This is a genomic window from Micromonospora sp. NPDC049101 (assembly GCF_040648675.1).
GTDB lineage: Bacteria > Actinomycetota > Actinomycetes > Mycobacteriales > Micromonosporaceae > Micromonospora.
In genome coordinates, this window is record NZ_JBEZED010000015.1 from 18,972 (window position 1) to 40,443 (window position 21,472).

Annotated in this window: 20 protein-coding genes and 1 pseudogene; 6 read left to right on the forward strand and 15 right to left on the reverse strand. The window is 71.2% G+C overall.

Annotated features, from left to right (window positions below; genetic code table 11):
* Positions 1-15: 15 nt before the first annotated feature.
* The 4 genes from AB0B57_RS21240 to AB0B57_RS21255 form a co-directional block, all read right to left on the reverse strand.
* Positions 16-513, reverse strand: coding sequence for a hypothetical protein (locus tag AB0B57_RS21240; RefSeq protein WP_357072257.1), 498 nt, complete (start codon positions 511-513; stop codon positions 16-18).
* Entirely contained in the window at positions 513-1,031 is a 519-nt protein-coding gene (locus AB0B57_RS21245) for a SigE family RNA polymerase sigma factor (protein WP_357072260.1), read from the reverse strand. Before AB0B57_RS21245 ends, AB0B57_RS21240 begins: the two co-directional genes overlap by 1 nt.
* A 52-nt stretch (positions 1,032-1,083) precedes the next feature.
* Positions 1,084-1,596, reverse strand: a complete 513-nt coding sequence (locus AB0B57_RS21250; RefSeq protein WP_357072263.1) for a hypothetical protein — start codon at positions 1,594-1,596, stop codon at positions 1,084-1,086.
* Between the two features lie 321 nt (positions 1,597-1,917).
* Positions 1,918-2,232: a hypothetical protein gene (locus AB0B57_RS21255; RefSeq protein WP_357072266.1), complete on the reverse strand. Its 315-nt coding sequence runs from the start codon at positions 2,230-2,232 to the stop codon at positions 1,918-1,920.
* A gap of 252 nt (positions 2,233-2,484) precedes the next feature.
* On the opposite strand from AB0B57_RS21255, the gene AB0B57_RS21260 reads away from it, so the two are divergent.
* Positions 2,485-3,921, forward strand: a complete 1,437-nt coding sequence (locus AB0B57_RS21260; protein ID WP_357072269.1) for a hypothetical protein — start codon at positions 2,485-2,487, stop codon at positions 3,919-3,921.
* An 84-nt stretch (positions 3,922-4,005) separates the two neighbouring features.
* Here the strand turns inward: AB0B57_RS21260 and AB0B57_RS21265 are convergent, their stop codons facing one another.
* Both AB0B57_RS21265 and AB0B57_RS21270 read right to left on the reverse strand, forming a co-directional pair.
* The gene (locus AB0B57_RS21265) at positions 4,006-5,526 is read right to left on the reverse strand and encodes a carboxylesterase family protein (protein ID WP_357072272.1); all 1,521 of its coding nucleotides are present in this window, start codon (positions 5,524-5,526) and stop codon (positions 4,006-4,008) included.
* Positions 5,527-5,748: 222 nt separating this feature from the next.
* Positions 5,749-6,390, reverse strand: a complete 642-nt coding sequence (locus tag AB0B57_RS21270; protein ID WP_357072275.1) for a GMC oxidoreductase — start codon at positions 6,388-6,390, stop codon at positions 5,749-5,751.
* A 16-nt stretch (positions 6,391-6,406) separates the two neighbouring features.
* On the opposite strand from AB0B57_RS21270, the gene AB0B57_RS21275 reads away from it, so the two are divergent.
* A complete protein-coding gene (locus tag AB0B57_RS21275; protein WP_357072278.1) occupies positions 6,407-6,571 on the forward strand; it encodes a hypothetical protein in 165 nt (54 codons plus the stop codon).
* 145 nt (positions 6,572-6,716) lie between these two features.
* Here AB0B57_RS21275 and AB0B57_RS21280 read toward each other — a convergent pair whose 3' ends face one another.
* Positions 6,717-8,090, reverse strand: coding sequence for a glycoside hydrolase family 6 protein (locus AB0B57_RS21280; protein WP_357072281.1), 1,374 nt, complete (start codon positions 8,088-8,090; stop codon positions 6,717-6,719).
* Positions 8,091-8,393: 303 nt separating this feature from the next.
* On the opposite strand from AB0B57_RS21280, the gene AB0B57_RS21285 reads away from it, so the two are divergent.
* The 4 genes from AB0B57_RS21285 (at position 8,394) to AB0B57_RS21300 (ending at position 13,765) form a co-directional block, all read left to right on the forward strand.
* The gene (locus tag AB0B57_RS21285; protein ID WP_357072284.1) at positions 8,394-9,992 is read left to right on the forward strand and encodes a hypothetical protein; all 1,599 of its coding nucleotides are present in this window, start codon (positions 8,394-8,396) and stop codon (positions 9,990-9,992) included.
* A gap of 153 nt (positions 9,993-10,145) precedes the next feature.
* Positions 10,146-10,703: a hypothetical protein gene (locus AB0B57_RS21290; RefSeq protein WP_357072287.1), complete on the forward strand. Its 558-nt coding sequence runs from the start codon at positions 10,146-10,148 to the stop codon at positions 10,701-10,703.
* 312 nt (positions 10,704-11,015) lie between these two features.
* The gene (locus tag AB0B57_RS21295; RefSeq protein ID WP_357072290.1) at positions 11,016-12,398 is read left to right on the forward strand and encodes a lectin; all 1,383 of its coding nucleotides are present in this window, start codon (positions 11,016-11,018) and stop codon (positions 12,396-12,398) included.
* 128 nt (positions 12,399-12,526) lie between these two features.
* The gene (locus tag AB0B57_RS21300) at positions 12,527-13,765 is read left to right on the forward strand and encodes a PP2C family protein-serine/threonine phosphatase (RefSeq protein ID WP_357072293.1); all 1,239 of its coding nucleotides are present in this window, start codon (positions 12,527-12,529) and stop codon (positions 13,763-13,765) included.
* Between the two features lie 16 nt (positions 13,766-13,781).
* Here AB0B57_RS21300 and AB0B57_RS21305 read toward each other — a convergent pair whose 3' ends face one another.
* The 8 genes and pseudogenes from AB0B57_RS21305 to AB0B57_RS21340 form a co-directional block, all read right to left on the reverse strand.
* The gene (locus AB0B57_RS21305) at positions 13,782-14,129 is read right to left on the reverse strand and encodes an STAS domain-containing protein (RefSeq protein ID WP_357072296.1); all 348 of its coding nucleotides are present in this window, start codon (positions 14,127-14,129) and stop codon (positions 13,782-13,784) included.
* Positions 14,130-14,232: 103 nt separating this feature from the next.
* Positions 14,233-14,856 carry a hypothetical protein gene (locus AB0B57_RS21310; protein ID WP_357072737.1) on the reverse strand — a complete coding sequence of 208 codons (624 nt, stop codon included), beginning with the start codon at positions 14,854-14,856 and terminating at the stop codon, positions 14,233-14,235.
* 8 nt (positions 14,857-14,864) lie between these two features.
* Positions 14,865-15,497 (reverse strand): hypothetical protein, encoded by a 633-nt coding sequence (locus AB0B57_RS21315; RefSeq protein ID WP_357072300.1) that lies wholly within the window; start codon positions 15,495-15,497, stop codon positions 14,865-14,867.
* The gene (locus AB0B57_RS21320) at positions 15,494-15,916 is read right to left on the reverse strand and encodes a DUF6406 domain-containing protein (protein WP_357072740.1); all 423 of its coding nucleotides are present in this window, start codon (positions 15,914-15,916) and stop codon (positions 15,494-15,496) included. Before AB0B57_RS21320 ends, AB0B57_RS21315 begins: the two co-directional genes overlap by 4 nt.
* Positions 15,893-17,023 (reverse strand): annotated as a pseudogene (locus AB0B57_RS21325) (alanine racemase); the annotation flags it as partial. The pseudogene AB0B57_RS21325 and the gene AB0B57_RS21320, both read right to left, overlap by 24 nt.
* Positions 17,020-18,618: an IucA/IucC family protein gene (locus tag AB0B57_RS21330; protein WP_357072303.1), complete on the reverse strand. Its 1,599-nt coding sequence runs from the start codon at positions 18,616-18,618 to the stop codon at positions 17,020-17,022. The pseudogene AB0B57_RS21325 and the gene AB0B57_RS21330, both read right to left, overlap by 4 nt.
* Positions 18,615-20,240 carry an IucA/IucC family protein gene (locus AB0B57_RS21335; RefSeq protein ID WP_357072306.1) on the reverse strand — a complete coding sequence of 542 codons (1,626 nt, stop codon included), beginning with the start codon at positions 20,238-20,240 and terminating at the stop codon, positions 18,615-18,617. The genes AB0B57_RS21330 and AB0B57_RS21335 overlap by 4 nt, the downstream gene beginning before the upstream one ends.
* Positions 20,237-21,409, reverse strand: a complete 1,173-nt coding sequence (locus AB0B57_RS21340; protein ID WP_357072309.1) for a siderophore biosynthesis protein — start codon at positions 21,407-21,409, stop codon at positions 20,237-20,239. Before AB0B57_RS21340 ends, AB0B57_RS21335 begins: the two co-directional genes overlap by 4 nt.
* Positions 21,410-21,472 lie beyond the last annotated feature (63 nt).

The following is a 21,472-nucleotide window of genomic DNA, read 5'->3' on the forward strand; positions in this document are numbered from 1 at the left end:
TTCCCAGCCGGGCGGTCAGGACGTGCAGAACGACGCCGGCTGGGTCAGGCCGAGTTCCGTGCAGTTCCACCCGCCGCCCTGATCGTGGTATCGCCAGCCCACGCCGGCCGTGTGGTGGAACAGGTAGATCACGCCTGTGGTGTCCGGGCGCCGCACCTCGGCCGCGGCCCACGTCTCGACGCACTCCACCCCGGTGGGGGCGAAGGACCAGCCCGGCGGCAGCTCGACCAGGGTCCCGAGGGTCTGCGTCGACGGACAACCGGGATCCTGGGATCGGTCACCGGTGGGAGTGGCTGCCGGCGGCGTCGACGGGCCGGGGCGGTGGCCGGTCGCGACGGCGACCGTAGCGCCGATGGCGAACACCACCACCGCGGCCGCGGCGGCGGTGCCGACCGCCATCCGCCGTTGCGACTGCCGCGACTTACGCAGGGCACGCTCGTACAGGTCGGCGGTGCCGCCGTACTCGCTCAGCTCGGACATGGCCTGACGCAGCGGCCCAAGGTCGTCGGTCATCAGGCCTCCTCCAGCACGGCCGAGAGCAACTCCGGCGCGATCTGCCGCATACGGGCCAGCGCCTTGCTGGTCTGACTCTTGATCGTGCCGACCGAGCACTGCAGCAGCTCCGCGGCCTCAGCCTCACTACGGTCCTCGAAGAACCGCACCACCAGCACCGCCCGTTGCCGCCTGGTGAGCTGGGCAAGAGCCTGGTACAGGACAACCTTGAGATCCGTACGCCGAGCATGATCACCGCCCGGCTGCACCACGTCAGCCAACTCCCCGGGCAGGGACTCGACGATCCTGCGGCGCCGCCACCAACTCACATGCAGGTGATACATCGCGGTACGGGTGTACGCCTCGAAGTGCCCCGGATCATCCAGCCGACGCCGACCCCGATGGGTACGCGCCAACGCATCCTGCACCAGATCCTCAGCCAGATGCCGATCACCGGTCAACAGGAACGCCGTCCGCAACAACGCCGACGAACGGGCCCGAACGAACTCGCAGAAAAGATCGTCTATGGCATCCGCCATACCCCCACCGTACGGGGTGTGCGCCGCAGGCAGTCGACCGAGGTCACCCCGGTCAGGAGATGCAGAACGGCGCCGGCTCGGCGAGGCCGAGATCCTTGCAGTCATACCCGCTGCCGTCGCCGTAGTACTTCCAACCCGTACCCACCACGAAGCGGAACAGGTACACGCCGTCGCCGGGGTTGGGGCCCTGCGGATCGGCACCCGCCCAGTCCTGCACACACTCGACACTGCCGAAGGTCCAACCCTTCGGCAGCTCGACCAACTTCTCCAGAGTCTTCGCCGAAGGGCACTTGGCAACCGTGGCCGCACCGTTCGCCGGCCTGGTCGCCGGCACCGGATCCGAGATGCAGAACGGCGCCGACGCGGTGAGGCCGAGATCCTCGCAGTCCCATCCGCTGCCCTGGTCGTAGTACTTCCAGCCCGCGCCGGCCACGTAGTGGAACAGGTACACGCCGTCCCCGGCCGTCGGGCCCTGCGGATCGGCACCCGCCCAGTCCTGCACACACCGGACACCGCCGAAGGTCCAACCCTTCGGCAGCTCGACCAGCTTCTGCAGGGTCGCCACCGACGGACAGTCGGCGCTCCCGGCCGCCGGGGCAGCCACCGTGGGCGAGGCGCCGACGGTGCCGGTGGTCGCGGCAGCCGACGTCGGGGCAGGTGCGGTTGGGCTCGGCCCGGGCGACGCCGTGGAGCTGCAACCAGCGAGCCCGACCAGGGCGGCGACAACGGAAGGCAGCAGGAGGTGACGTGAAGACATTCCGGGCCCCTATGGATCGTGGCGATCGTCGCTTACACCCGGGTACATGCGATCCGTCGCCCACAGGTTGCCGTCGACCAGAAAGTTTTTCCGACATTGTCCAGCGACCCTGCTCAGGCGGTGCTCGCCTCAGCCGACCGGGATTCCGACGAGGTTGTAGGTGAAGGCCACCGTCAGGTAGCTGATGGCCGCGAGGGCCGTGATCGTGTACGCCACTCGGCCCCGCACGGTCCACCAGCGCCTGGCCCACGCGGCTCCCGTGCCGGCGATCATCACCGCCGTCGTCGCCACCGCGATTCCGTTCAGGGTCAGCAGGGCCGTCAGCGCCACCGAGCCGAGGACCACCGTCTCGGTGAGGGCGTTCAGGTCCGACGCCAGCAGGGCCAACCAGCCGGTGAAGACCGTCGTGAGTCCGCTGGTGCGGGTTCGATCGCGAACCTCCACGGCGAGCGCACCGTGCGCGGGGCCACGAGCATCGGCTTCGGGGTGGTGGCGCTCCTCGTCTAGGAGATCCCCGTTCTTCGCGGCGGGGGCACACCGAAGTCCCATTCGACCACGAGATGCCGTCGCCGGCCGTAACGAAGAGTGTTGGCTTGAACACATAGCGATCAATATGGTTGATCGGGTCTGCTGCAACCGGCGGGTCGAAACCCCGACGACACGCCACGGTAACGACCTACGCGAGGGAGAATGTGCATGCTTGGCAACGGGCGCCGGATTCGGCGCGGTCACCGTCTGGGGCTGGCCTCCCTGCTCGTGAGCGTGTTGGTGGTGGTGTCGTCCGGGCAACCGGTCTACGCCGCCAACCTCGGCAGCGAGCCGACCCTGCCCTACGCGCAGCCGAACAACACCAACCTGCCCAGGGCTGGCTGCGACACGACCGCCACCGACCCGAAGAATCCGCCGGTCAACAGTCCGGCGGCCCTGCAGGTGATCTACGCGTGGAACGACTCGACCGGCAACCAGTACTCGACGAACGTCGAGCACGCCGCCCGCGTCATGGACCGCGTCGACTGGCTGCTCGACCAGGCCAGCAACTACGACCAGCACTTCAAGTTCAGCTGCCGATCGACGACCACCAGCACGTACAACCAGTACGCGCAGGCGATCGTCACGCCGGAGAAGATCGACACTCCGAACACCGACTACTGGTCGATCGCGAACGAGCTCACGGCCAAGGGGTACGACGACAGCAACCGCTGGTACGTGCTCCTGACGGAGTTCGCGGCGCCATCCGCCTCGGCATACTGGTGTCCGACCAGTGGCGGTGGAGGCTGCGTCTCCATCGTTGAGGTGTGGGACAGCGGCGTCGTCGGGCACGAGGTGACGCACCTGCTCGGCGCCGGCCACGCCTACATGTCCGAGCACGTCTGGCAGGACTCCAACGGTAACTGGCAGTTCGAGCAGTACTGCCCCGACATCACCATGTGCTGGAGCGACTGGTGGGCCTACGATATGGGCTACCGCCAGAACTACGACCCGAGCGAGACCAGCGCGTCCTTCTATGTGGACAACTACCCGTCGACGACGACGAGGAACACAGCGGTGCATCCGCTGCTCACCTCGCCGGTCTGCTGCGACGTCGGCGCCAACAACGACCTGCTGACCGCGCAGGAGCGGACCATCGAGGCGCAGGCGCCGGGCACCGCGAACCCCACCGGGTTCACCACCTCCGGTTCCGGGGCCGCCATCTCGGTGACGCCGCAGGGCTCGTATGCCGGCATCTCCGCCCGCTACTTCGACAACCGCCGCTCGCTGCAGTTCGTCAGCTCACCGCAGTCGGCGGAGAAGTCGGTGCTGGTGAGCCGTAAGCCGTCGGTGACGGTCGGGCACAACTACAAGTTCTTCGTCCGGCTGCGCGCCGACTCCGGCACCGCCGCGCTGCGCCTGCGGTGGTACAACTCCGGCGGCACGCTGCTGTCCACGTCGACAAGCAGCTCGTTCGCCCTGACGTCGAACTGGCTTGAGTGGTCCCACCAAGCGGTCGCACCGTCGAACGCGGCGACCGTACAGATCTCCGTGGTGGCACCGTCCGGTGGGTCGCAACCGGCGACCCTGACCATGAACGTGGACACCCTGCAACTGACCGACTGCAGCGCCAACGAGAACTCGCTGTGCCGCCCCACCACCTGATCCCACCCGGATGATCCGGTCTTTCCCCACGTCGCGCGAGCGCGACGTGGGGAAAGACGTGGCAGACCCCGAACCGCCGACGGGTCAGCCGGGAACGCTCGACCAGAACCCGCACTGGTGCTCGGCGGCCAGGTCCACGTTGCCGCTCCGGTCATCGGCGAAGGTCTGCACGTAGGGCATGCGGGGCCAGCCGGGTGTGCCGGTGGCGGCGAAACGCGACCACGCGGTCACGAATCGGGACCGCAGTTCGGGCTGCGTCTGGTCGGTCAGGAAATCCATGTCGAACAGGTAGGCCAGTTCGAGACCGTGCGCGGCGCCCCAGGAATAGCGTGGGTCCAGGACCGGGCCGTCGCGTTCGGCAAATTCATAGCCGTAGACGCGGTTGCGCTCGGCGAGCAGGCGGGTCTGTTCCAGAGTCGGGCAGGCCCAGATGCGGTCCGTGGCGACGGCCGCCCAGGCCAGGCCGGGCGTGCCCCACTCGGCGATCGGATAGCGGGCCTCGACCTGGCCGGCCCGGTCACCGAATGCCGTGCGCAGCGCGGCCCGGTAGTCGTCCGGCGTGTACGGCTTGGGGACCGGGTACAACTCGGTGAAGCCGAGGAAGGCGCGATGCTCGTCGAGGTTGCCGCCCTCCAGCACCGGCATGTGCTGGTACCGGCCGGCGCGCAGGGCGTCGGCCGGGCGGGACGGCAGGAGCGGGGTGCCGTACGCGGGTGTCGCGAACGCCGCCAGGCCGGCGCCCTGGGTCTGGTGAAGAAGATCGGTGTACGAGGCGGCGCGCAGGCAGGCCACGGTGGCGCAGCCCAACCGATCCCGAAGCTGCGTGCCCTGGGCCTGCACCGCGGCCAGGCTGCTGAACTGCGAACCCGCCCGGCTGCCGGGCAGGAACAGCCCGTCCGGCCAGTCGGTGAGACACGATCCGGACTGGATGATCGCCTTGCCGAACAGGCCCACCGCCGACGGCGCGGTCAGCTGGGCGCACACGCTCATGCCGCCGCTGGACTCGCCGGCGAGTGTCACGTTGCGGGGGTCTCCGCCGAACGCGGCGATGTTGCGGTGCACCCAGCGCAGTGCGGCCTGCTGGTCCTGGAGGCCGAAGGTGCCGGAGCCGGGCAGGTCGGGCAGGCCGAGATAGCCGAAGACGCCGAGCCGGTAGTTGACCGTGACCACGACCAGGTTGCCGTCGGCGGCAAGGCGATGCGGGTCGTACTGGTTCGCGGAACCCGCGGTGAACGCGCCGCCGTGCAGGAAGACCAGCACCGGGTGTCGGCCGGTGCGGGCGGGGGGCGCCGTCACGTTGACGTGGAGGCAGTCCTCGGCACCGGTGACCGGGCCTCCCACGCCTATCGGGTTCTGGGCACACTCGGCGGGCAGCGCGGTCGCGGCCCGGACGCCGTGCCAGTCCGCTGCCGGCTGCGGTGCGCGCCAGCGGTTCGGGCCGGTGGGTGGTGCCGCGTACGGCACGCCGTTGAAAACCCGGTAGCCGGCTCCGCTCGCGCCCTCGACCAGGCCGTTCTCCGTGTGGGCGAGCGCACGGGCCGGCGTGTCGGCCGCCGGACTCGGGGGCTGCTGACTGCCGGCGGATGCGGGAGTCGCCGCAAGCACCACGGACAGGGCCGCGACCGCGGCTGGCAGCAGTGTCGCAGGTGTTCTTCTTCGACAGTGCCGGCCTCGATCGTCTCGTCGACAGCGCGGACGGGGGACGAAGCGCCGGGTGACTCCGCATGGCTGTGTCGCATCGGCAATCATGCGGTCCACGCTAGGAACACGGGGAGGATGCCTGCAGAGCCACGGATACCCGGTCCGGGGTGACAAATGTACCGGCGGCTACGGCAACGCCCCGTCCCGAGCGGTCAACCACAGCTCGTACCACTCGTCGTGGGTCAGATCGGGCGCCCGGGTCGCCGCATCGCGGCAGGCGCGGATGCGGTCGGGACGTGCGGTGCCGAGCGGCATAGCGCGCTGCACGCGCCCGTCGGCACCCGCCACCGCCGCGGGATCGCTGTCCGGTCCCTTCGCACAGGTGCCGACGGGATGCCAGTACCCACCGGGCATGTCGGCAATCGCCTCACGCTGCGCCGGTGACCACGGGGTGAGCGTGGCCATCTCGCTCACCGGAAGGGTCTCGGCGAGCTTGTGGGCCAGGTCGACGCCGTCCAGGGCCACCTGACGGTCGTAGCCCTCCGGGTTGGAGAAGTAGGCGTGGTCGATGAGTGGCTCGGCCAGCGGATCCAGCGACCGGGCCCGCACGTGGCCCCGGGACCGGGGCGAGAGCACGAACACGTACAGCGCGACCGCCGCGCCTGGGAGTTCCCCCAGGGCAGTTGGGGTGTCGGCAACGGCGGAGACCAGCTCGCACCGGCCCGCCAGGAACTTGCCGAGGAGACCGGTCCGCAGGCGAGGGAGATGCGCCGTCACCTCGGGCACCTGTTCGCGGCGTACGGCTTTCTCGAACCAGGGCTTCGACATCTACCTGGCCACCGGGTTGACCGAGGGCGAGCCCGATCGCGAGGTCACCGAGCAGGGGATGCGCCACCAGGGTTTCACCGATGACGAGGTCGCGGAGTTGGTACTCGCGAAGCAGCTCGTCGACGCGCCGTCCCTGGCCGCGCTGACGCTCTACCATCTGTGCTCCGCTGTGGCCGACTGAGCAGGTGACCGGAGGAGCCGTGAGCGGCTGAGCCCGACCAGTCGACAGCCGTGGGGCGGTCAGGTTCGTCCGGCCGTACTGCGGAACGGGGCCGGGCCCGGCGCGGAGGTGGTCCTCCGCGCCGGGCCTCGGCATCGGGTGGGTGTCAGCTGGCGGCGCAGGTGGCCGTCGCGCTCGGGCCGGTGCCGGAACCCTGGAAACCGAAGTTGGTCGACTGCCCGGCGCCGACGTGTCCGTTGTAGCCCACGTTGGTGAACCGGACGGTGCCGCTGGTGCCGCTGGCCTGGGCACTCCAGGTGCCGGTGACCGAGGCGCCGCCGGGCAGCGTGACGGTCACGGTCCAGCCGTTGATGTCCGCGGAGCCGGCGGTGACCGTCACGCTCGCGGTGAAGCCGCCGGTCCACTGGTTGATCACCACGGACGCGAGGCAGCCGTTACCGGTCGGCGGCGGGGTCGTCGGCGGAGCGGTCGTCGGCGGTGCCGTGGTCGGCGGAGCGGTCGTCGGCGGAGCGGTCGTCGGCGGTGCGGTGGTGGGCGGGTTGGGCGCGCCGTTGGCCAGGCTGAAGGCCAGGTCGGGCTGGAACGAACCGGCCGTGTAGCGGCAACCGTCCGCCTCCCCCGGCGGCTTCACCCAGAGGTACGCGTCGATGTTGCTGTCGCCGGTGTTGGTCGTCGGGTACTGCCCGATGCGCCGGTCGGTGTTGTCGTCACCGCACCAGTCCCCGCTGGCGCCCCCGTTGCGGCTGGTGTCGATGACCTGGCGCTTACCCGAGATGCCCATGCCGTTGAGGGCGGAGATGACCGCCCGGCCGAAGTTGGCCTCACTGGAGGTGGAGTTGTAGTTCGACACGTTGGTGAAGAAGCCGTCGGCGTACTGCACGCCGGCCGCCCGGAGCCGGTTGGCCGTCTCACCCGCGCTGTTCCAGGTGGAGTGGCCGGCGTCGAGGTACACCTTGGCGTTGGGGTTGCCCGACTTGATGGTCCGGGTGGCGGTCGAGATCGCCTGGTTGCGGGCGTTGATCTCGCTGCTGTTCAGGCAGGTCAGCAGGGCGAGTGAGTCGGTTTCCAGGATGATGATGACGGTCTGGTTGCCCAGCCCTCTGGCGAAGTTGGACACCCACGTCTGGTACTGGTTGAGGTCCGGCGCCCCACCGGCGCTGGCCCCGCCGCAGTCCCGGTTGGTGATCTCGTACACCGCCAGCACCGGAATCTGCTGCGCCGCGTTGGCGGCGCCGACGAACCCGGAGACCTCGGACTGCACTGTCGACGGGTTGAAGTTGGCGAACCAGCGGGCCTGCGGCTGACTCGCGATCTTGTCGCGGATGACCGCGGTACGCGAGTCGCCGGGGTTGGCGGCCACCCAGCGGATGACTGCCGAACTCGGGTCGCGGTAGAGCGATCCGGACAGCGCGCCGGCGGAGGCACTGCCGACGGCGAGGCAGACGCCGACGGCGGTGGCACCCGCGACGGCCGCCACGCCGGCCGCCGATCTGCGGCGGAGCGAGGAGAGGATAGCCACGACGTGTTGCCTCCTGATCACATCGATGTTTCTAAGTTTATGGGAGCGTTCCCATGGACGGTAGCGGAGGCACGGGCCGCTGCCAAGGTGTGCGGACCCGCCATTGCGGCAACGGCCTGAATCTATGCGTCACGGCTCGCGCGGAGGATTCGCGTACCGAATATGGGTGTTTTTCGCATAAGACCGGTTGATGCGAGGAAGGCTCAACTACCGTCACCCTTGGCGACGATAACCGATTTGTCGCCTTCTGCACCACATGGTACGTGCAGAGACACGGTGTGCGGAGAAGGGCGAGGTAGCTCGATGTCCAACTATCTACACCCGAACATGAGCGAGGCGGCGGCGGCCCAGCCGCGTCGACCGAAGGGGCGGCGGTCGCGCTGGCTCGTCGCCGGGGTCGCCGGCCTGACCGGAATGGCTGGCCTGGCCGCCTTCACGCCGGGGGTGAGCGGGGCGATCGGGAAGAGCGGCAGCAGCCTGTCGAACACCGCGACCCAGCTCCTCGCCGAGGGCAGCCGGACCAGCGGCGACGACCACGGCGGCCAGGACCCGGGCGGCCGCGACGGCAAGGACCGCCAGCGGGGCGACGACCACCAGAAGGACGACGACCACCGCGACGGCAGGGGCGACGACGTCCGGGCCGTACCCTGCGGCTCCGACGAGTTGATCGCGGCGATCGTCCGCGCGAACGCCGGTCAGGGGGCGAAACTCAGGCTCGCCGAGAGGTGCACCTACACGCTCACCCGGTCCGCGCCTCTCCCGCCCGTGCCCTTCGGCGCCGTCGGCCTGCCGATCATCACCCAGACGGTGACCATCGACGGCAACGGGTCCACCATCGTCCGCGCGGCCAACGCCACACCGTTCCGGATCCTCGAGGTGGGATCCGGCGGAGACCTGACGCTGCGCGACGTCACCATCAAGGGCGGTCAGGCCGACAGTGGGGTCGGCGGCGGGGGCGGCGGCATCCGGGTCGACGCCGGTGGCAGGGCCACCATCGAGAACACCGACGTGGTCTACAACCACACGAACGGTCCGGGTGGCGGCATCGCCAACTTCGGCGTCACGAAGATCCTCGGCCGCAGCGACCACGGCGAGGGCTGGGACAGCAAGGACAAGGCCAAAGACAAGGACAAGGACAAGGACAAGCACGGGGACGGCCGCAGCGACATCAGCAACAACAGCGCCGTGTTCGACGGCGGGGGCGTCCACAACAACGGCACCCTCACCGTGGAGAACACCCGACTGAGTTACAACAACACGATCGGGGTCTTCACCATCCTGCCGCTCGGCGGGGCGGGTGGCGGGCTGTCGAACAGCCGGAGCGCCGTACTCCACAACGTCCAGTTGGACAACAACACCGCGGGCTTCCGCGGCGGTGGTATTCGCGGCGGGATCAACTCCACCACCGAGGTCACGAACGCCGAGATCAACAACAACAGGGCCGGCAGCGAGGGCGGCGGAATCTTCACCGACGGCACCTTCCACCTCACGCACGGCAAGGTCCACCACAACGAAGCCGGCCAACGCGGCGGCGGCATCTACAACCAGATCGGCCAGTTCACGGCCGACGAGAGCCGGATCAACGAGAACACCGCCAGCACGAACAGCGGCATCGAACACGGCGGCGGCATCTACAACGGCAGTGGCACAGTCGTCCTGCGCCGCACGGAGGTCGACCGGAACCGGGCCGTGGGTTCGAGTTCGCAGGCCGGCGGCATCTACAACAACGCCACACTCAACCTCACCGAAACCAGGGTCACGGAGAACATCTCCACCCTGGCACCCGGCGGGATCTTCAACGACGGCGGCCAGGTCACCGTCGACCAGAAGTCGGCCATCACCGGCAACCGGCCCACCAACTGCACACCCAGCGCGCCCGCCGTCCCCAACTGCTTCGGCTGATCATCGATCATCCCCGTAGTCGGATCGCCAGAGGTAACGCGACAGGTCGCAGCGTCCGGTCCCGTACCGGTTCGATCACCACGATCGGACCGGTGCGGGACCGGAGGCCCAGCTACCCGCGCCAACCGGCGCGGTATCGACTTGAATGGTGGGGTGCGGGTCAGCAGGGACGGGCGGAGTTGGCGCATCGGCACGGCCGCCGACGTGGGATGGATCGCCGGTCAGACCACCGCCGGCTTCTCGATCACCACCGCCATCCCACCGATCTTCGCCGCGTACGCCACGACGTACCAGGCCGACGACGTCACCGCCGCCGACTACGAGCGGGCCCTGGTCGAGGACCTCAACACGCACACGCCCGACCAGCCCTGGTGGCTGGCCTACCTCGACACCGGCGCCCACGACGTCGTCTTTCCCCACGCCCCCCGGGTGTCGCTCTACTGGAACTGGCCGTACGTGCTTGTCGAGGCCGGCCCCGAGCAGGCCCTCACCTGGCGGACCGGCCACCTGCGACACGGCTGCGGATCGCTACCCGACCTGTTCTTTCCCGCCGACCGCTCATGGCTGGTCTCCGCGCTCTGGGACGACACCTGGACCTGCGTCGGCGGCCCGGAGCCACTGATCGACACCCTGCGCGGCGACCCGCTGACCAACGGCCGTCGGGTTCGACCCGACGAGGACGCGCTGCCACCGGGGCTGACCCGAGAGTGACAGCAAACATCTGACCTAATCAGGTCGGGCTCTCGCCGGACCGCAACCTGCCGGACACGGCATTGACATCATTCACTGTGCGTTCTAGCGTCGGGACGAATCGATTCGGCGTCGAGCTGGGTGCTCCGGCGCCGTCCGGCGGTCGGTCACGTGGTTTCGGGCACGCACGGTGTGGGCCACCAATGATCCGACGACCGACTGGTCCCGCGTGGGCGGCGAGACCGGTGGCAGCAGCCTGCGGCGACGAGCCGGTCGGGGCGTCGCGGGCGCATCGCACCCGAGTCAGATCGTGTCGAGTGGCGGGAGCCCATCATGACAAGACGTAGACCCATTCTTGGATTACTCGCGACGGCGGCGGCTGTCGTCCTGACCGTGAGCGCGGGAGCACTGGCCGGCGGCCTGGGCACCACCGCGTCGGCCGCCGACATCGCCCCGGCCGCGGCGACCGCCGGGTGCGGCAAGGCGCCCACGTTGACGAGCGGTCAGCGGTCCATCCAGAGCAGCGGCCAGAACCGTAGCTTCATCCTGCGGATCCCGGACAACTACGACCGGAACCACCCGTACCGGTTGATCTTCGGATTCCACTGGAACGGCGGCACGATGAACGACGTCGACAGTGGCGGCTCGGACGGGGCGGCCTGGTCCTACTACGGGCTGCGGCAGCAGGCGAACAACAGCACCATTTTCGTCGCCCCCCAGGGCAACGGCAACGGCTGGGCCAACCCCAACGGCCAGGACGTCACCTTCGTCGACAACATGATCAGCCTGATCGAGGCAGACCTGTGCGTCGACACGACGCAGCTCTTCGCGCTCGGCTTCAGCTACGGCGGAGGCATGAGCTACTCGCTGGCCTGTTCCCGGCCGACCGTCTTCCGCGCCGTCGCGGTCTACTCCGGCGGGCAGCTCAGCGGGTGCAGCGGCGGCACCCAACCCATCGCGTACATGGGGATCCACGGCATCGGGGACCCGGTGCTCAACATCTCCGCCGGGCGGTCCCTGCGGGACAGGTTCGTCCGCAACAACGGGTGCACCGCGCAGAACCCGCCCGAGCCACGAGCGGGCAGCCTGACCCACATCACCACCACCTACTCCGGCTGCCGGTCCGGCTATCCGGTGGTGTGGGCCGCCTTCGACGGTGGGCACGGCCCCGGCCCGGTGGACGGCGGCGGCGACAGCGGCGCCCGGACCTGGACCAAGGGCGAGGTGTGGAGGTTCTTCACCCAGTTCGGCAGCACCGATCCGACCCCGACCCCGACCACGTCACCCACCACGTCGCCCACCTCCAGCCCGACGACTCCGCCACCGGGCGGCACGTCGCCCCTGCGGAACGCGTCCTCCGGACGGTGCCTGGACGTCAACGGCGCCGCGCAGGCCAACGGCTCGGCGGCGATCATCTGGGATTGCCACGGCCAGAGCAACCAGAGCTGGACCTCGACCGCCGCCGGCGAGCTGCGCGTCTTCGGGGGCAAGTGTCTCGACGTCAACGGTGCCGGCACCGCGAACGGCAGCTCGGTGATCATTTGGGACTGCAACGGCCAGTCCAACCAGCGGTGGACGGTCAACGCCAACGGCTCGATCACCGGCGTTGGCTCGGGCCGATGCCTGGACGTGGTCAGCAGCGGCACGGCCAACGGCACACGCGTCCAGATCTGGGACTGCAACGGCGCGGCCAACCAACGATGGAGCCGCAGCTAACCCCGACGAACGTCGCGGGCCGGCAACGGTAGGTCCGGTTCGGCGGCGGAACCACCCGGTTCCGCCGCCGGGCCACCCGACCGGCCTGGACCATGCCGGCACATCCGCTGATTGCCTATGCTCGGTGAGTGGAGGACAACGATCAGGCCGTGCTGGCCGGGATGCTCCAGTCGGCCGAGGAGGCCGCTCCGGTCGAGGCGGTCCAGGCCGTCACCGGCACCATCGCCACCGCGTTGGACGCGCTCGGCGTCTCGCTGCTCATCGCCGACCTCAGCGGCCGGGCACTTGTCCGGCTGACCCACCAGTCGGCCATCGGCCGTCCCGGCCGACGTCAGGGCGCGGAGACCGCCGAGGTCTTTCCCTTCGACGGCGGGCCGTACGAGCGCACACTGCGCCACCAGACCACCCTGGTGCTCCCCGGCGACGGCCACTGGACGGTGCTTGCGCCCGTCACCGAACGCGGGGAGGCCATCGGCCTGCTGGAGATCGACCTGCCCGACGAGCCGGACACCACCACGATCGCGGAGATCGCCCGCACCGCGCACGCGCTGGCGTTCGTGGTCATCGCCAACCGCCGGCACACCGACCTGTTCGAATGGGGGCAACGCAGCACCCCGTTCACGCTCTCCGCCGAGATCCAACGCCGCCTGCTGCCCGCCTCGTTCACCTGCGAAGCCGGCGCGTTCGCCCTCTCCGGCTGGCTGGAGCCCGCCGCGAGCGTCGGCGGGGACACCTTCGACTACAGCGTGGCCCGCGACACGCTGCACGTCAGCGTCACCGACGCGATGGGTCACGGCGTGGCCAGCGCGCTGACCGCCACCCTCGGAGTCGGCAGCCTGCGCAACACCCGCCGCCGGGGCGAGAGTCTGGTCAGACAGGCCGAGGAAGCCAACCGAGCCGTCGCCGAGCACGCCAACGTACGCGGCGCCTACGTGACCGCCGTGCTGGGCCGCATCGACCTGGCCACCGGGCAGTGCGAGTTGCTCAACGCCGGGCACGTGCCGCCGATGCTGGTCCGGGACGGCCGGGCCACGCCACTGGACCTGCCCGCCAACTTCCCGCTGGGCATGTTTCCCGACGAGGGCTACCGCAGTGGCCAGGTGCCCCTGCGGCCCGGTGACCGGCTGGTCATCGTCACCGACGGGATGCGCGAACGCAACGCCGCCGACCTGGACCTGCCCGCCGCCCTGCTCCGCATCGCCCATCTGCATCCCCGCGAGGCCGTCCGGGCGCTGTCCGACGCGGTGCTGGCGACCGCCGGGCCGGTCCTGGCCGACGACGCCACCCTGCTCATCGTCGACTGGTACGGCGGCCAGGAGCGACGGTCGAGCACCGCCGGCGCGGACACCGCCCGCGCCAGCAGCTAGACCCCAGGGTGGATGGTCACGACACCCGGGCCGCCTCCTCGGCGTCGTCCACCGAGTCGAAGACGTCGATGACCCGGTCCACCGAGGTGATCGACAACACCGTACGCACCGGAGGAGCGACGCCGGCCAGGGCGAGTGAGCCGCCCCGCTCGCGCAGATCCTTGTAGGCGACCACGAGGATGCCCAGGCCACTGGAGTCCATGAACCCGACGCCGCTCAGGTCGACCACCACCGACTGGGCACCGCTCCGCACCACCTCGCGTAACCGGTCCCGTAGCTCCGGCGTGGTGCTCATGTCCAGGTCGCCGGCGACCTCGACCACGGTGCCGATCCGCCCCTGCCGCGTCGACAGCGTGAAGTCCACGTAACCCCCTCGATACGGCCGTCACCGGCACGCGGCGACACGTCGCGCCGTACTCACGGTGCCAGAAACTGGCCACGATCGCTCGTCGACGCCGCGGCGGCCCTCACCGACGGGCCTCGTCCAGGCAGGCGGCGTTCGCGCCGACCAGCAGGGGCAGCGCGGCCAGGAACTCACGCAGCACGTGCCGGGGGTCGTGCTCGCGGGTGTCCGTCACCTCGGCCTGCGCGCCGGCGTCGGCGACGACCTGGCCGACGTCCCACAGGCTGGCGCCCACGCTGCTCCACTGCCACACGTCGTGCGTCAGCGCCGGCAGCCGCAGCACCGGGGCGGCACCGAAGACACCGATGCCGTAGCGCAGCGGATCGTCCGGGGTGTTGCCCAGCGACACCATCAGCGGATGCACCCGGTAGGCGCGGGCGAAGTCCGCCACGTCCGGCGTCATCTCCACCAACAGGCCGTCCGCCAGGAACTCCGCGACGATCCGGGCCGGGTCGGCCACGCCGAGCTGCCCGGCGGCCTCGATGACCGCTGCCCTGTCCCAGGTCGCGTCGGGCCGGTCGACGGGGCGGTGCGCCGCGGTCCAGACCGCGAAGACCTGCGGGTCCTCGATGGTCACCGAGACGCGGCCGATGCTCAGCGAGTGGTACTTCACCGGGGCACCGACGGCCGGGTGGAACGTCCCGGTGTATCGCCCCACCGGCAGGATCAGCGGCGCGGGGTTCCTCATCGTGTCGGTCACGGCAGCGGCTCCAGGTAGACGACGCCGGCCATGAACAGGAGGTGGGCGGTGCCGAGAAACGCGGTGAGCAGCTGTTCCGGGTCGACCAGGTCCGGTTCGGTGCCGCCTGCCTCCCGTTCCTCGTCGGCGAGCGCCTGGCACATCGTCCACAGGCTCTCCCCGGACGGGCACCACTCCCACAGGTCGTAGACCGTGCGGGTGACCCTCACCACCGGGTGCCCGAAAAAGCCGATCGACCAGAGCCAGGGTTGCTCGGCGCTGTTGCCCAACCCGAGCATCCGGGTGCCGACCCGGTGCCGGCGAGCGAACTCCACCGCCTCACCGGGGGCGACCTCGACGGCCAGCCCTTCGGCCAGCAGCCCGTGCAGCAACGACGCACTGTCGACGCCGGGCAGTTGGCTTGCCGCCGCGTCGCATGCCGCCGACACCGTCCAGGGCTGCTCGGCCGGCCGGTCGCCGGTGCCGTGCGCCAACGCCCACAGGATGAAGCGCTCGTCGTCCAACTCCCACACCTCGTCGCCGAGGCGGACCCGGTGATAACGCTCGGTCGAACCGGCCACCGGATAGAAGGTGCCGAAGAACTGCCCGACGGGCAGCAGCACGGCCCGCACGGTTTGCGCCGTGGTCATCGCGGCTGGTCCTCGTGCGGGAAGTGGCCGGCCGCACCCGGCCGGCCGGTCGGTGGTGCCATCACCTCGTCGACCCGTCGGACGATCACCCGCCACTCGTCCGCGTTCTTCACGTCGACGTCCGCGAAGCGCCAGGTCTCGTCGCCCACCGGGAAGGTCCCGCCCAGGGTGACCTCGTAGCCGTCCCCGTCCCCGTCGTTCCGGGGCAGGACGACGATCTCCGCCCGGGCCGGAGGGCCCTCGTCGATCCACCGAACGCCGAGCCGGGCCGGGCCGATGTCCGACGGCACGTTGTTGCGGATGGACACGACATCCGGGTACGAGCGCAACGGCTCTCCTCCCCGATCTCGTGTCGGCACGGTCACCCGTCCAGCATGTCGTACGACGTCGCCTCGTCGGGCCGCCCACTCGGCGGCCACCTTCTGCGGGTCACCGGTGCGGAACAGCGGCGGTTCGTGCAGCAGGAAGTCGCGGTGGCTGATGTTCCAGGCGTACGCGCCGGCCATGGCGAAGGCCAGCACGTCACCCACGCCGATCGGCCCGGCGGTGGTCGAGAAGGACAGCACGTCCTTCGGGGTGCAGAGTTGCCCGACCACGGTGACCGGCCCGCCGTCGGTGCGTACCGCGTCGAGCCCGTGCCGCCGGTGCACGGTGAACGGCTGCGGGTGCCCCTTCGCCGCCGGTGTGCGCAGGTGGTGGGTGCCGCCGGCCACCACCACGAACCACTCGCCGTAGGAGCGCTTCACGTCGACGACCTCGGTGAGGTACGCCCCGCAGTAGGCGGTGACCGACCGACCCGGCTCGATGCGCAGTCGCACCGTCGGGTACGCGTCGACGACGTCGGCCAGGGCCCGGCCGTAGCCGGCCCAGTCGAACCGTGCCGTCGGGTCGGTGTAGTCGACGGCCATGCCTCCGCCGACGTCGACCTCGACCGCACCGACCTCGTCCGCCGCCCAGCGGACCACGGCGGCGGCGACGGTGGCGGCGAGCGGGGCGTCCAGCCCGCTGGCCAGGTGGGCGTGGACTCCGCGGACGTCGATGCCGGCGGGCGGGCGGCGGGCACACCCGATGACGTCGGCCGGGTCCATGCCGAACGGGCTGGGCCCGCCACCCATGAGCAGGCTCGCGCCGGGCGCGTCGACCGGCAGGTTCACCCGCAGCAGCACCGGGGCCGACCGACCCGAGGCGACGGCCAGCGCGCCGAGTCGCCGCAACTCGGCTGGCGACTCGACGTGGATGCGGTGCACCCCCGCGGCGAGGGCGGCGGCGAGGTCCGCGTCGGTCTTGCCCGGTCCGGCGTACGCGGCCGGGGCACGCCCCGGCAGCACCTCGGCCAGTCTGCGCAGCTCACCACGGCTCGCGGCCTCGAACCCGTCGACCACCGGGGCGAGGGTCCGCAGCACGCCGGGCTCCGGGTTGGCCTTGACCGCGTAGAGCAGCTCGACCGGGCTGGGCAGCGCCGCCCGGATGGCGCCGACGTGTGCGGCCAGCGCGTCGAGGTCGTGGACGTAGACCGGTCGCGTCACCGTGGCCCGCCCATCGGGTTGGGCACCGGCACGAACGGCGCGGCCCGGTCCGCGTCGCGGCGCCACCGGACCAGGAGGTTCGCCTTGGCCACCAGTGGCGCACCGTCGAGCAGCGCGCGCAGCTCGGGCGGATCGTCGAGGTCGGCGGCCACCGCCTCGAGGACGGCCCGCAGCTCCTGCCACAGCCGCCGTTCGACCCCCGGGCGCGCGTCGGCGAGGGCCCCGCAGATGCCACCCAGGTGATTGACGAACAGGCAGTAGACAATCCGCCGGCGGGCGTCTGAGGGGCCATAGCGGACCTGCGCCGGAACGCCGTCCGGCCAGGTGGCCCAGCGCTCGGTGTCGAGTTTCACCCCCTCCAGGTCGCGCAGCAGCACACGTACCGGACGGCGGTCGCCGTCGAGCACGACGACCACGTTCTGTAGGTGTGCCTCGTGGACGACTCCGTGGCGGAGCCAGCAGCGCAGCACCGCCGGCACCAGCAGCCCGACGTACGCCCGCCACCAGGCCACCGGATCCGGTGTCACGAGCGGCGTGGCGGCCAGCGCCGCGGCCAGCACCGGAGTGTCACCGGGACGCAGGTGCGGGCGCAGACCGTCGCGCAGGATCGTCCCGTACGCCTCGTCCGGGCCGGGCACGTCGACAGTGCGGTAGGCGGGCTCGGCGAGCAGGCCGACCCCGTCCGGCAGTGGCACCCGGGCCAGCAGGTCGGTCAGGGCCACCGCGCCGGTGAGTTCGTACCTGGCGTTCTTGCGCAGGCAGTTGGTGATCCGGACGTGCAGGCTGGTCTTGACGAACAGGTCGGCCGCCGGGGCGTAGAGGGTGCGGACGCTCGCCGTCGGCCGCACCGGCACGCCGCCCTCCCCCAGGTCACGCAGCCGTGGGTGGGTCGGCGGGAGCAGCGACAACTGCCAGGGGTGCACCGGCAGGACCCGGTGCCCGTGCGGAGGCCGCGGCGGGTCGAGGGCGGCCACGAGCGGATCGAACGGCCCGGCGCCCGCGACCAGCTCATCCGGTACGGCCAGCCAGTGCAGCCGGAACGAGGTGCGCAGTTCCGGTGCGTACGCCCGCCACCGGTCCGGGTCACCGCTGCGCCACTTCGGGGTCGGGTGGTGCGGGTGGCCGAAGACGAGCGACTGCTCGGAGTCGACGTACGCGTCGATGGCCGGCTCACCGGTGGGGGTGGGATCCTCGGCCGGTCGCTCGGCCAACAACCGGGCCACGGTGTCCCGACTGGCCCGGACCTGCTCGGCGAACTCGTCGTTGGCCAGGTCGGTACGACCGGTGAGCTCCGCCGCGACCAGACCGGCCAGCCCGTCGGCGTCCAGGTCTGCCCAGCCTCCGGTGTCGGTCGTCCGCTGCACCGGGCCGGTGTAGCGGTGCGCACCGAGCGGTGAGATCCGCGCGACGGCGCAGCGCAGCGTGACGTGCAGGTGCCGCAGCAGCACCCGGGCGGCACCGTCGACCACCGTCGACGCGCCGTCGGGCGGGGCGAGTTCGCGCAGCACGCAGCCGAAGACGGCGTGGGCGGCGGCCAGGTCGGCGAGCTGGCCGGTGGCGGTGGCCGGCCGGGAGCGCAACCGCACGCTCGTCATCGTGTCTCCCGGAGGTAGTTCGGGCCGGTACGCAGGTAGTACTTGTTGATGTCGGTGCAGCCCAGCCGCTGCTTGGGCAACAGGGTGCCGGCGGTGAGCATCGCCTTGACCGGCAGGTGGGCGGCGCGCAGGACCCGTTCGGTGAGGATCCGTGCCGCCGGCCCGTCGCCCCACCGGTCCCGGGCGGCCGCGAGCCGGGGCGCCAGCGCCTCGGCGGAGGACGGCACGGGCAGCCCTCGCGCGGCCAGGGCGACAAGCGGGGCGGCGGCGGCCAGGTGCAGGGTGATGGTGGTGAACACGTCGGCCAGCTCCAGCGGATCGCGTGCCCACATCCGGTCGTCCTCCAGGGCGAGCCCGCCCGGCCCATCGTGGCGCGCGTCGAGTCGCGCGCCGTCGTTGTCCTTGTAGAGCAGGCCGACCGTGCCGTCCGGGTGGACCAGCAGGTGGATGTTCTGTGGGTGTGCCTCCAGGGCGATGCCGTGGCGGAGCCACAGGAAGACGTGCCAGTCGAGCAGCAGGTCCAGGTAGGAATCCAGCAGCGCCACGGGCCGCTCGGGGCTGATCCGTTCCAGGACGGTGCCCGCGACCGGGTCGGCGGCGGCGAGGGCCGCGACCGGCACCACGTGGACCCCGGCCAGGTCGCGGGGGAATCGGCGCAGCAGGAAGCTGCGCCGCTCGTCGCCGTCGACGTGCGCCCAGGTGCTCTCGTCAGCGTGCCGGATCCGGCCGGTGAAGGCGGGTTCGCTGCCGGCGATCCGGTCGAGCAGCCCGGCCACGGCGGCGCCGTCGGCGAGCGAACCCGGGCGCAGGGTGCGTCGGTTGCGGGCGCCCAGGCTCGCGGTCGGTAGCGGCAACTTGAGGTGCAGGTACGGGTCGAGGTCCAACGCCACCGTCCGCATGGAGAGGGTGGGCCGCGCGGAGATCGCCGGCCGGTCCGTCACCGGTAGTGCGGTGCGGGCGGCGGTGATCGGGTGTGCCGGCAGCAGCAGCTGGTCCGGTCGCGGTGCGCGCGGCCACCAGGCCGGCAGCTCGCCCGCGAGCCGGACGTCCCGGGCGGGTGCGGCGTACCAGCGCAGCGTGAGACGTGGGGCGTGCTCCGGGGCGTACCGGAGCAGGTCGTCGTCGGTGAGGCCGTGCCGGCACCGGTCGGTGGGGTAGACCGGGTGGCCCTGGTGGGCGGCGAGCACGTCGTCCAGGAGCGCCGCCGGCAGACCGATCGGGGTGCTCGCGCGTTCGGCGGCCACCGCGGCGAACACCCGTGGTCGGTGCCGTGCCGCGAGTCGCCGGGCCAGCAGGTCGGCACGGCACTCGGCGCCGAAGTCCCGCCAGCCGGCCGCCGCCTCGGCATCGTCCCGCGGGGCGAGCAACGTCAACAGCCCGGCCAGGGTGTCCGTCCGGTGGGTGACGCCGTCGGCCAGCACCAGCACCGTCGGCGCGGCGCTGCGCAGGGCCTGCTGGAAGCCGTCCACCCGCACCGGGATGCGCAGGAGGCCGGCGGGGTGCGGCACCTGCCACCAAGCCGGCCCGTCCGGGCGGCCGGTGCTGAGCAGACCGAGGTGATCCTCGCGCAGCAGGGCGTCGAGCACCCGGGTGAACACCTCCCGCTCGCAGTCGTCGCTCACTCGACGATGGTCCACTGGAGGTCGTCGCGGAAGGCGGCCAACGCCTGCCGGACGCTGTTCTGGTCCGGGCCGATGGCGTGCAGCACGGCGAGGTAGTCGCGGTTCGTGCCGGTGTGCTCGGCGAAGCGGCCCACCGCGCGCAGCGGTCGGCAGCCCAGCCGGACCTCGCCGTGGACGGTGTCCAGTGGGCCCGGCGCGGCGGTGAGCCGGCCCGAGGTGTCCGCGCAGACGTACTCGACCTGGGCGTAGCTGTCGACGGTGCCGGGCAGGCCCAGGGCGACCACCGGCTCGCCGAGGTGCAGCCGGATGACGTGCTCGAACAGCGGCACGCCGAGCAACTCGGCGAGGATCAGGTCCATCCGGTCGCCGATGAGGCGGTAGTTCACCTCGATGAGCCGGACCCGGCCGTCGGCGGAGACGACGTACTCGGTGTGGCAGGCGCCGAGGCCGACCCCGAGCGCGTCGAGGCACGCCCGCAGTTGGGTGCTCGCCGACTCCGTCGGGGGTGACCAGGCAAGGCTCTCCTCGGTGAAGGTCGGTGGCGGGCCGAGGGCGGTGCGCCACCCGCCGAGAGAGGCGAGCGTCGTGCCGTCGCCCAGGGTTTCGAAGGTCCGCAGCTCCCCGGCCAGGTACTCCTCCACCACCAGGGCGACGTCCGGCCGCCGGCCCCGGATCTCGGCGACCCGGGCGAGCAGTTCGGGCAGGTCGGCCACCAGGTAGGCGTCCTCGCTGGCCACCCCCTCGCGGGGCTTGACCACCGCCGGGAACATCCCGGCCGCAACCTGCGGCGTGGTGCCGGGGTCGACGGTGACGGTGCGGACCAGATCGAGGCCGGCAGTCGCGATGGCCCGCCGGGCCGCGGCCTTGTCCTTGCAGAGACGGGCGGCGTCCGGGTCCTTGCCGGGCAGGCCGAGCTTTCGGGCGGCGATCGCGGTGGCCTCCTGGAGATGGTCGCTGTTGGACAGTAGCGCCACCGGCCGACTCGACGCCGTCGCCGCGACCACCGCGGCCGCGTCCCGGACCGCGCAGCGCGTCACCGGCGCGTCCGCCGGCCATTCCGTGGGCCGGTCGGTCAGCACCGTGGCCGACAGCCCCAGCGACTCCGCCGCCGGAAGGAACCCTTCCAGGACAGCGTCGGTGGGGTTGAGCGCGGTCAGATAGATCCTCATACCGCCTCCGTCGACGACCCGATGTCGCGATTAGGGTAGCCTACCCTTATTGGGCGTTCTCGA

Coding starts and splice junctions, on each gene's coding strand:
- AB0B57_RS21340 (WP_357072309.1), bottom strand. CDS start 21,409: ATGAGGATCTATCTGACCGCGCTCAACCCCACCGACGCTGTCCTGGAA.
- AB0B57_RS21260 (WP_357072269.1), top strand. CDS start 2,485: ATGCTTGGCAACGGGCGCCGGATTCGGCGCGGTCACCGTCTGGGGCTG.
- AB0B57_RS21285 (WP_357072284.1), top strand. CDS start 8,394: ATGTCCAACTATCTACACCCGAACATGAGCGAGGCGGCGGCGGCCCAG.
- AB0B57_RS21295 (WP_357072290.1), top strand. CDS start 11,016: ATGACAAGACGTAGACCCATTCTTGGATTACTCGCGACGGCGGCGGCT.
- AB0B57_RS21245 (WP_357072260.1), bottom strand. CDS start 1,031: ATGGCGGATGCCATAGACGATCTTTTCTGCGAGTTCGTTCGGGCCCGT.
- AB0B57_RS21270 (WP_357072275.1), bottom strand. CDS start 6,390: ATGTCGAAGCCCTGGTTCGAGAAAGCCGTACGCCGCGAACAGGTGCCC.
- AB0B57_RS21315 (WP_357072300.1), bottom strand. CDS start 15,497: ATGACCACGGCGCAAACCGTGCGGGCCGTGCTGCTGCCCGTCGGGCAG.
- AB0B57_RS21310 (WP_357072737.1), bottom strand. CDS start 14,856: ATGAGGAACCCCGCGCCGCTGATCCTGCCGGTGGGGCGATACACCGGG.
- AB0B57_RS21240 (WP_357072257.1), bottom strand. CDS start 513: ATGACCGACGACCTTGGGCCGCTGCGTCAGGCCATGTCCGAGCTGAGC.
- AB0B57_RS21330 (WP_357072303.1), bottom strand. CDS start 18,618: ATGACGAGCGTGCGGTTGCGCTCCCGGCCGGCCACCGCCACCGGCCAG.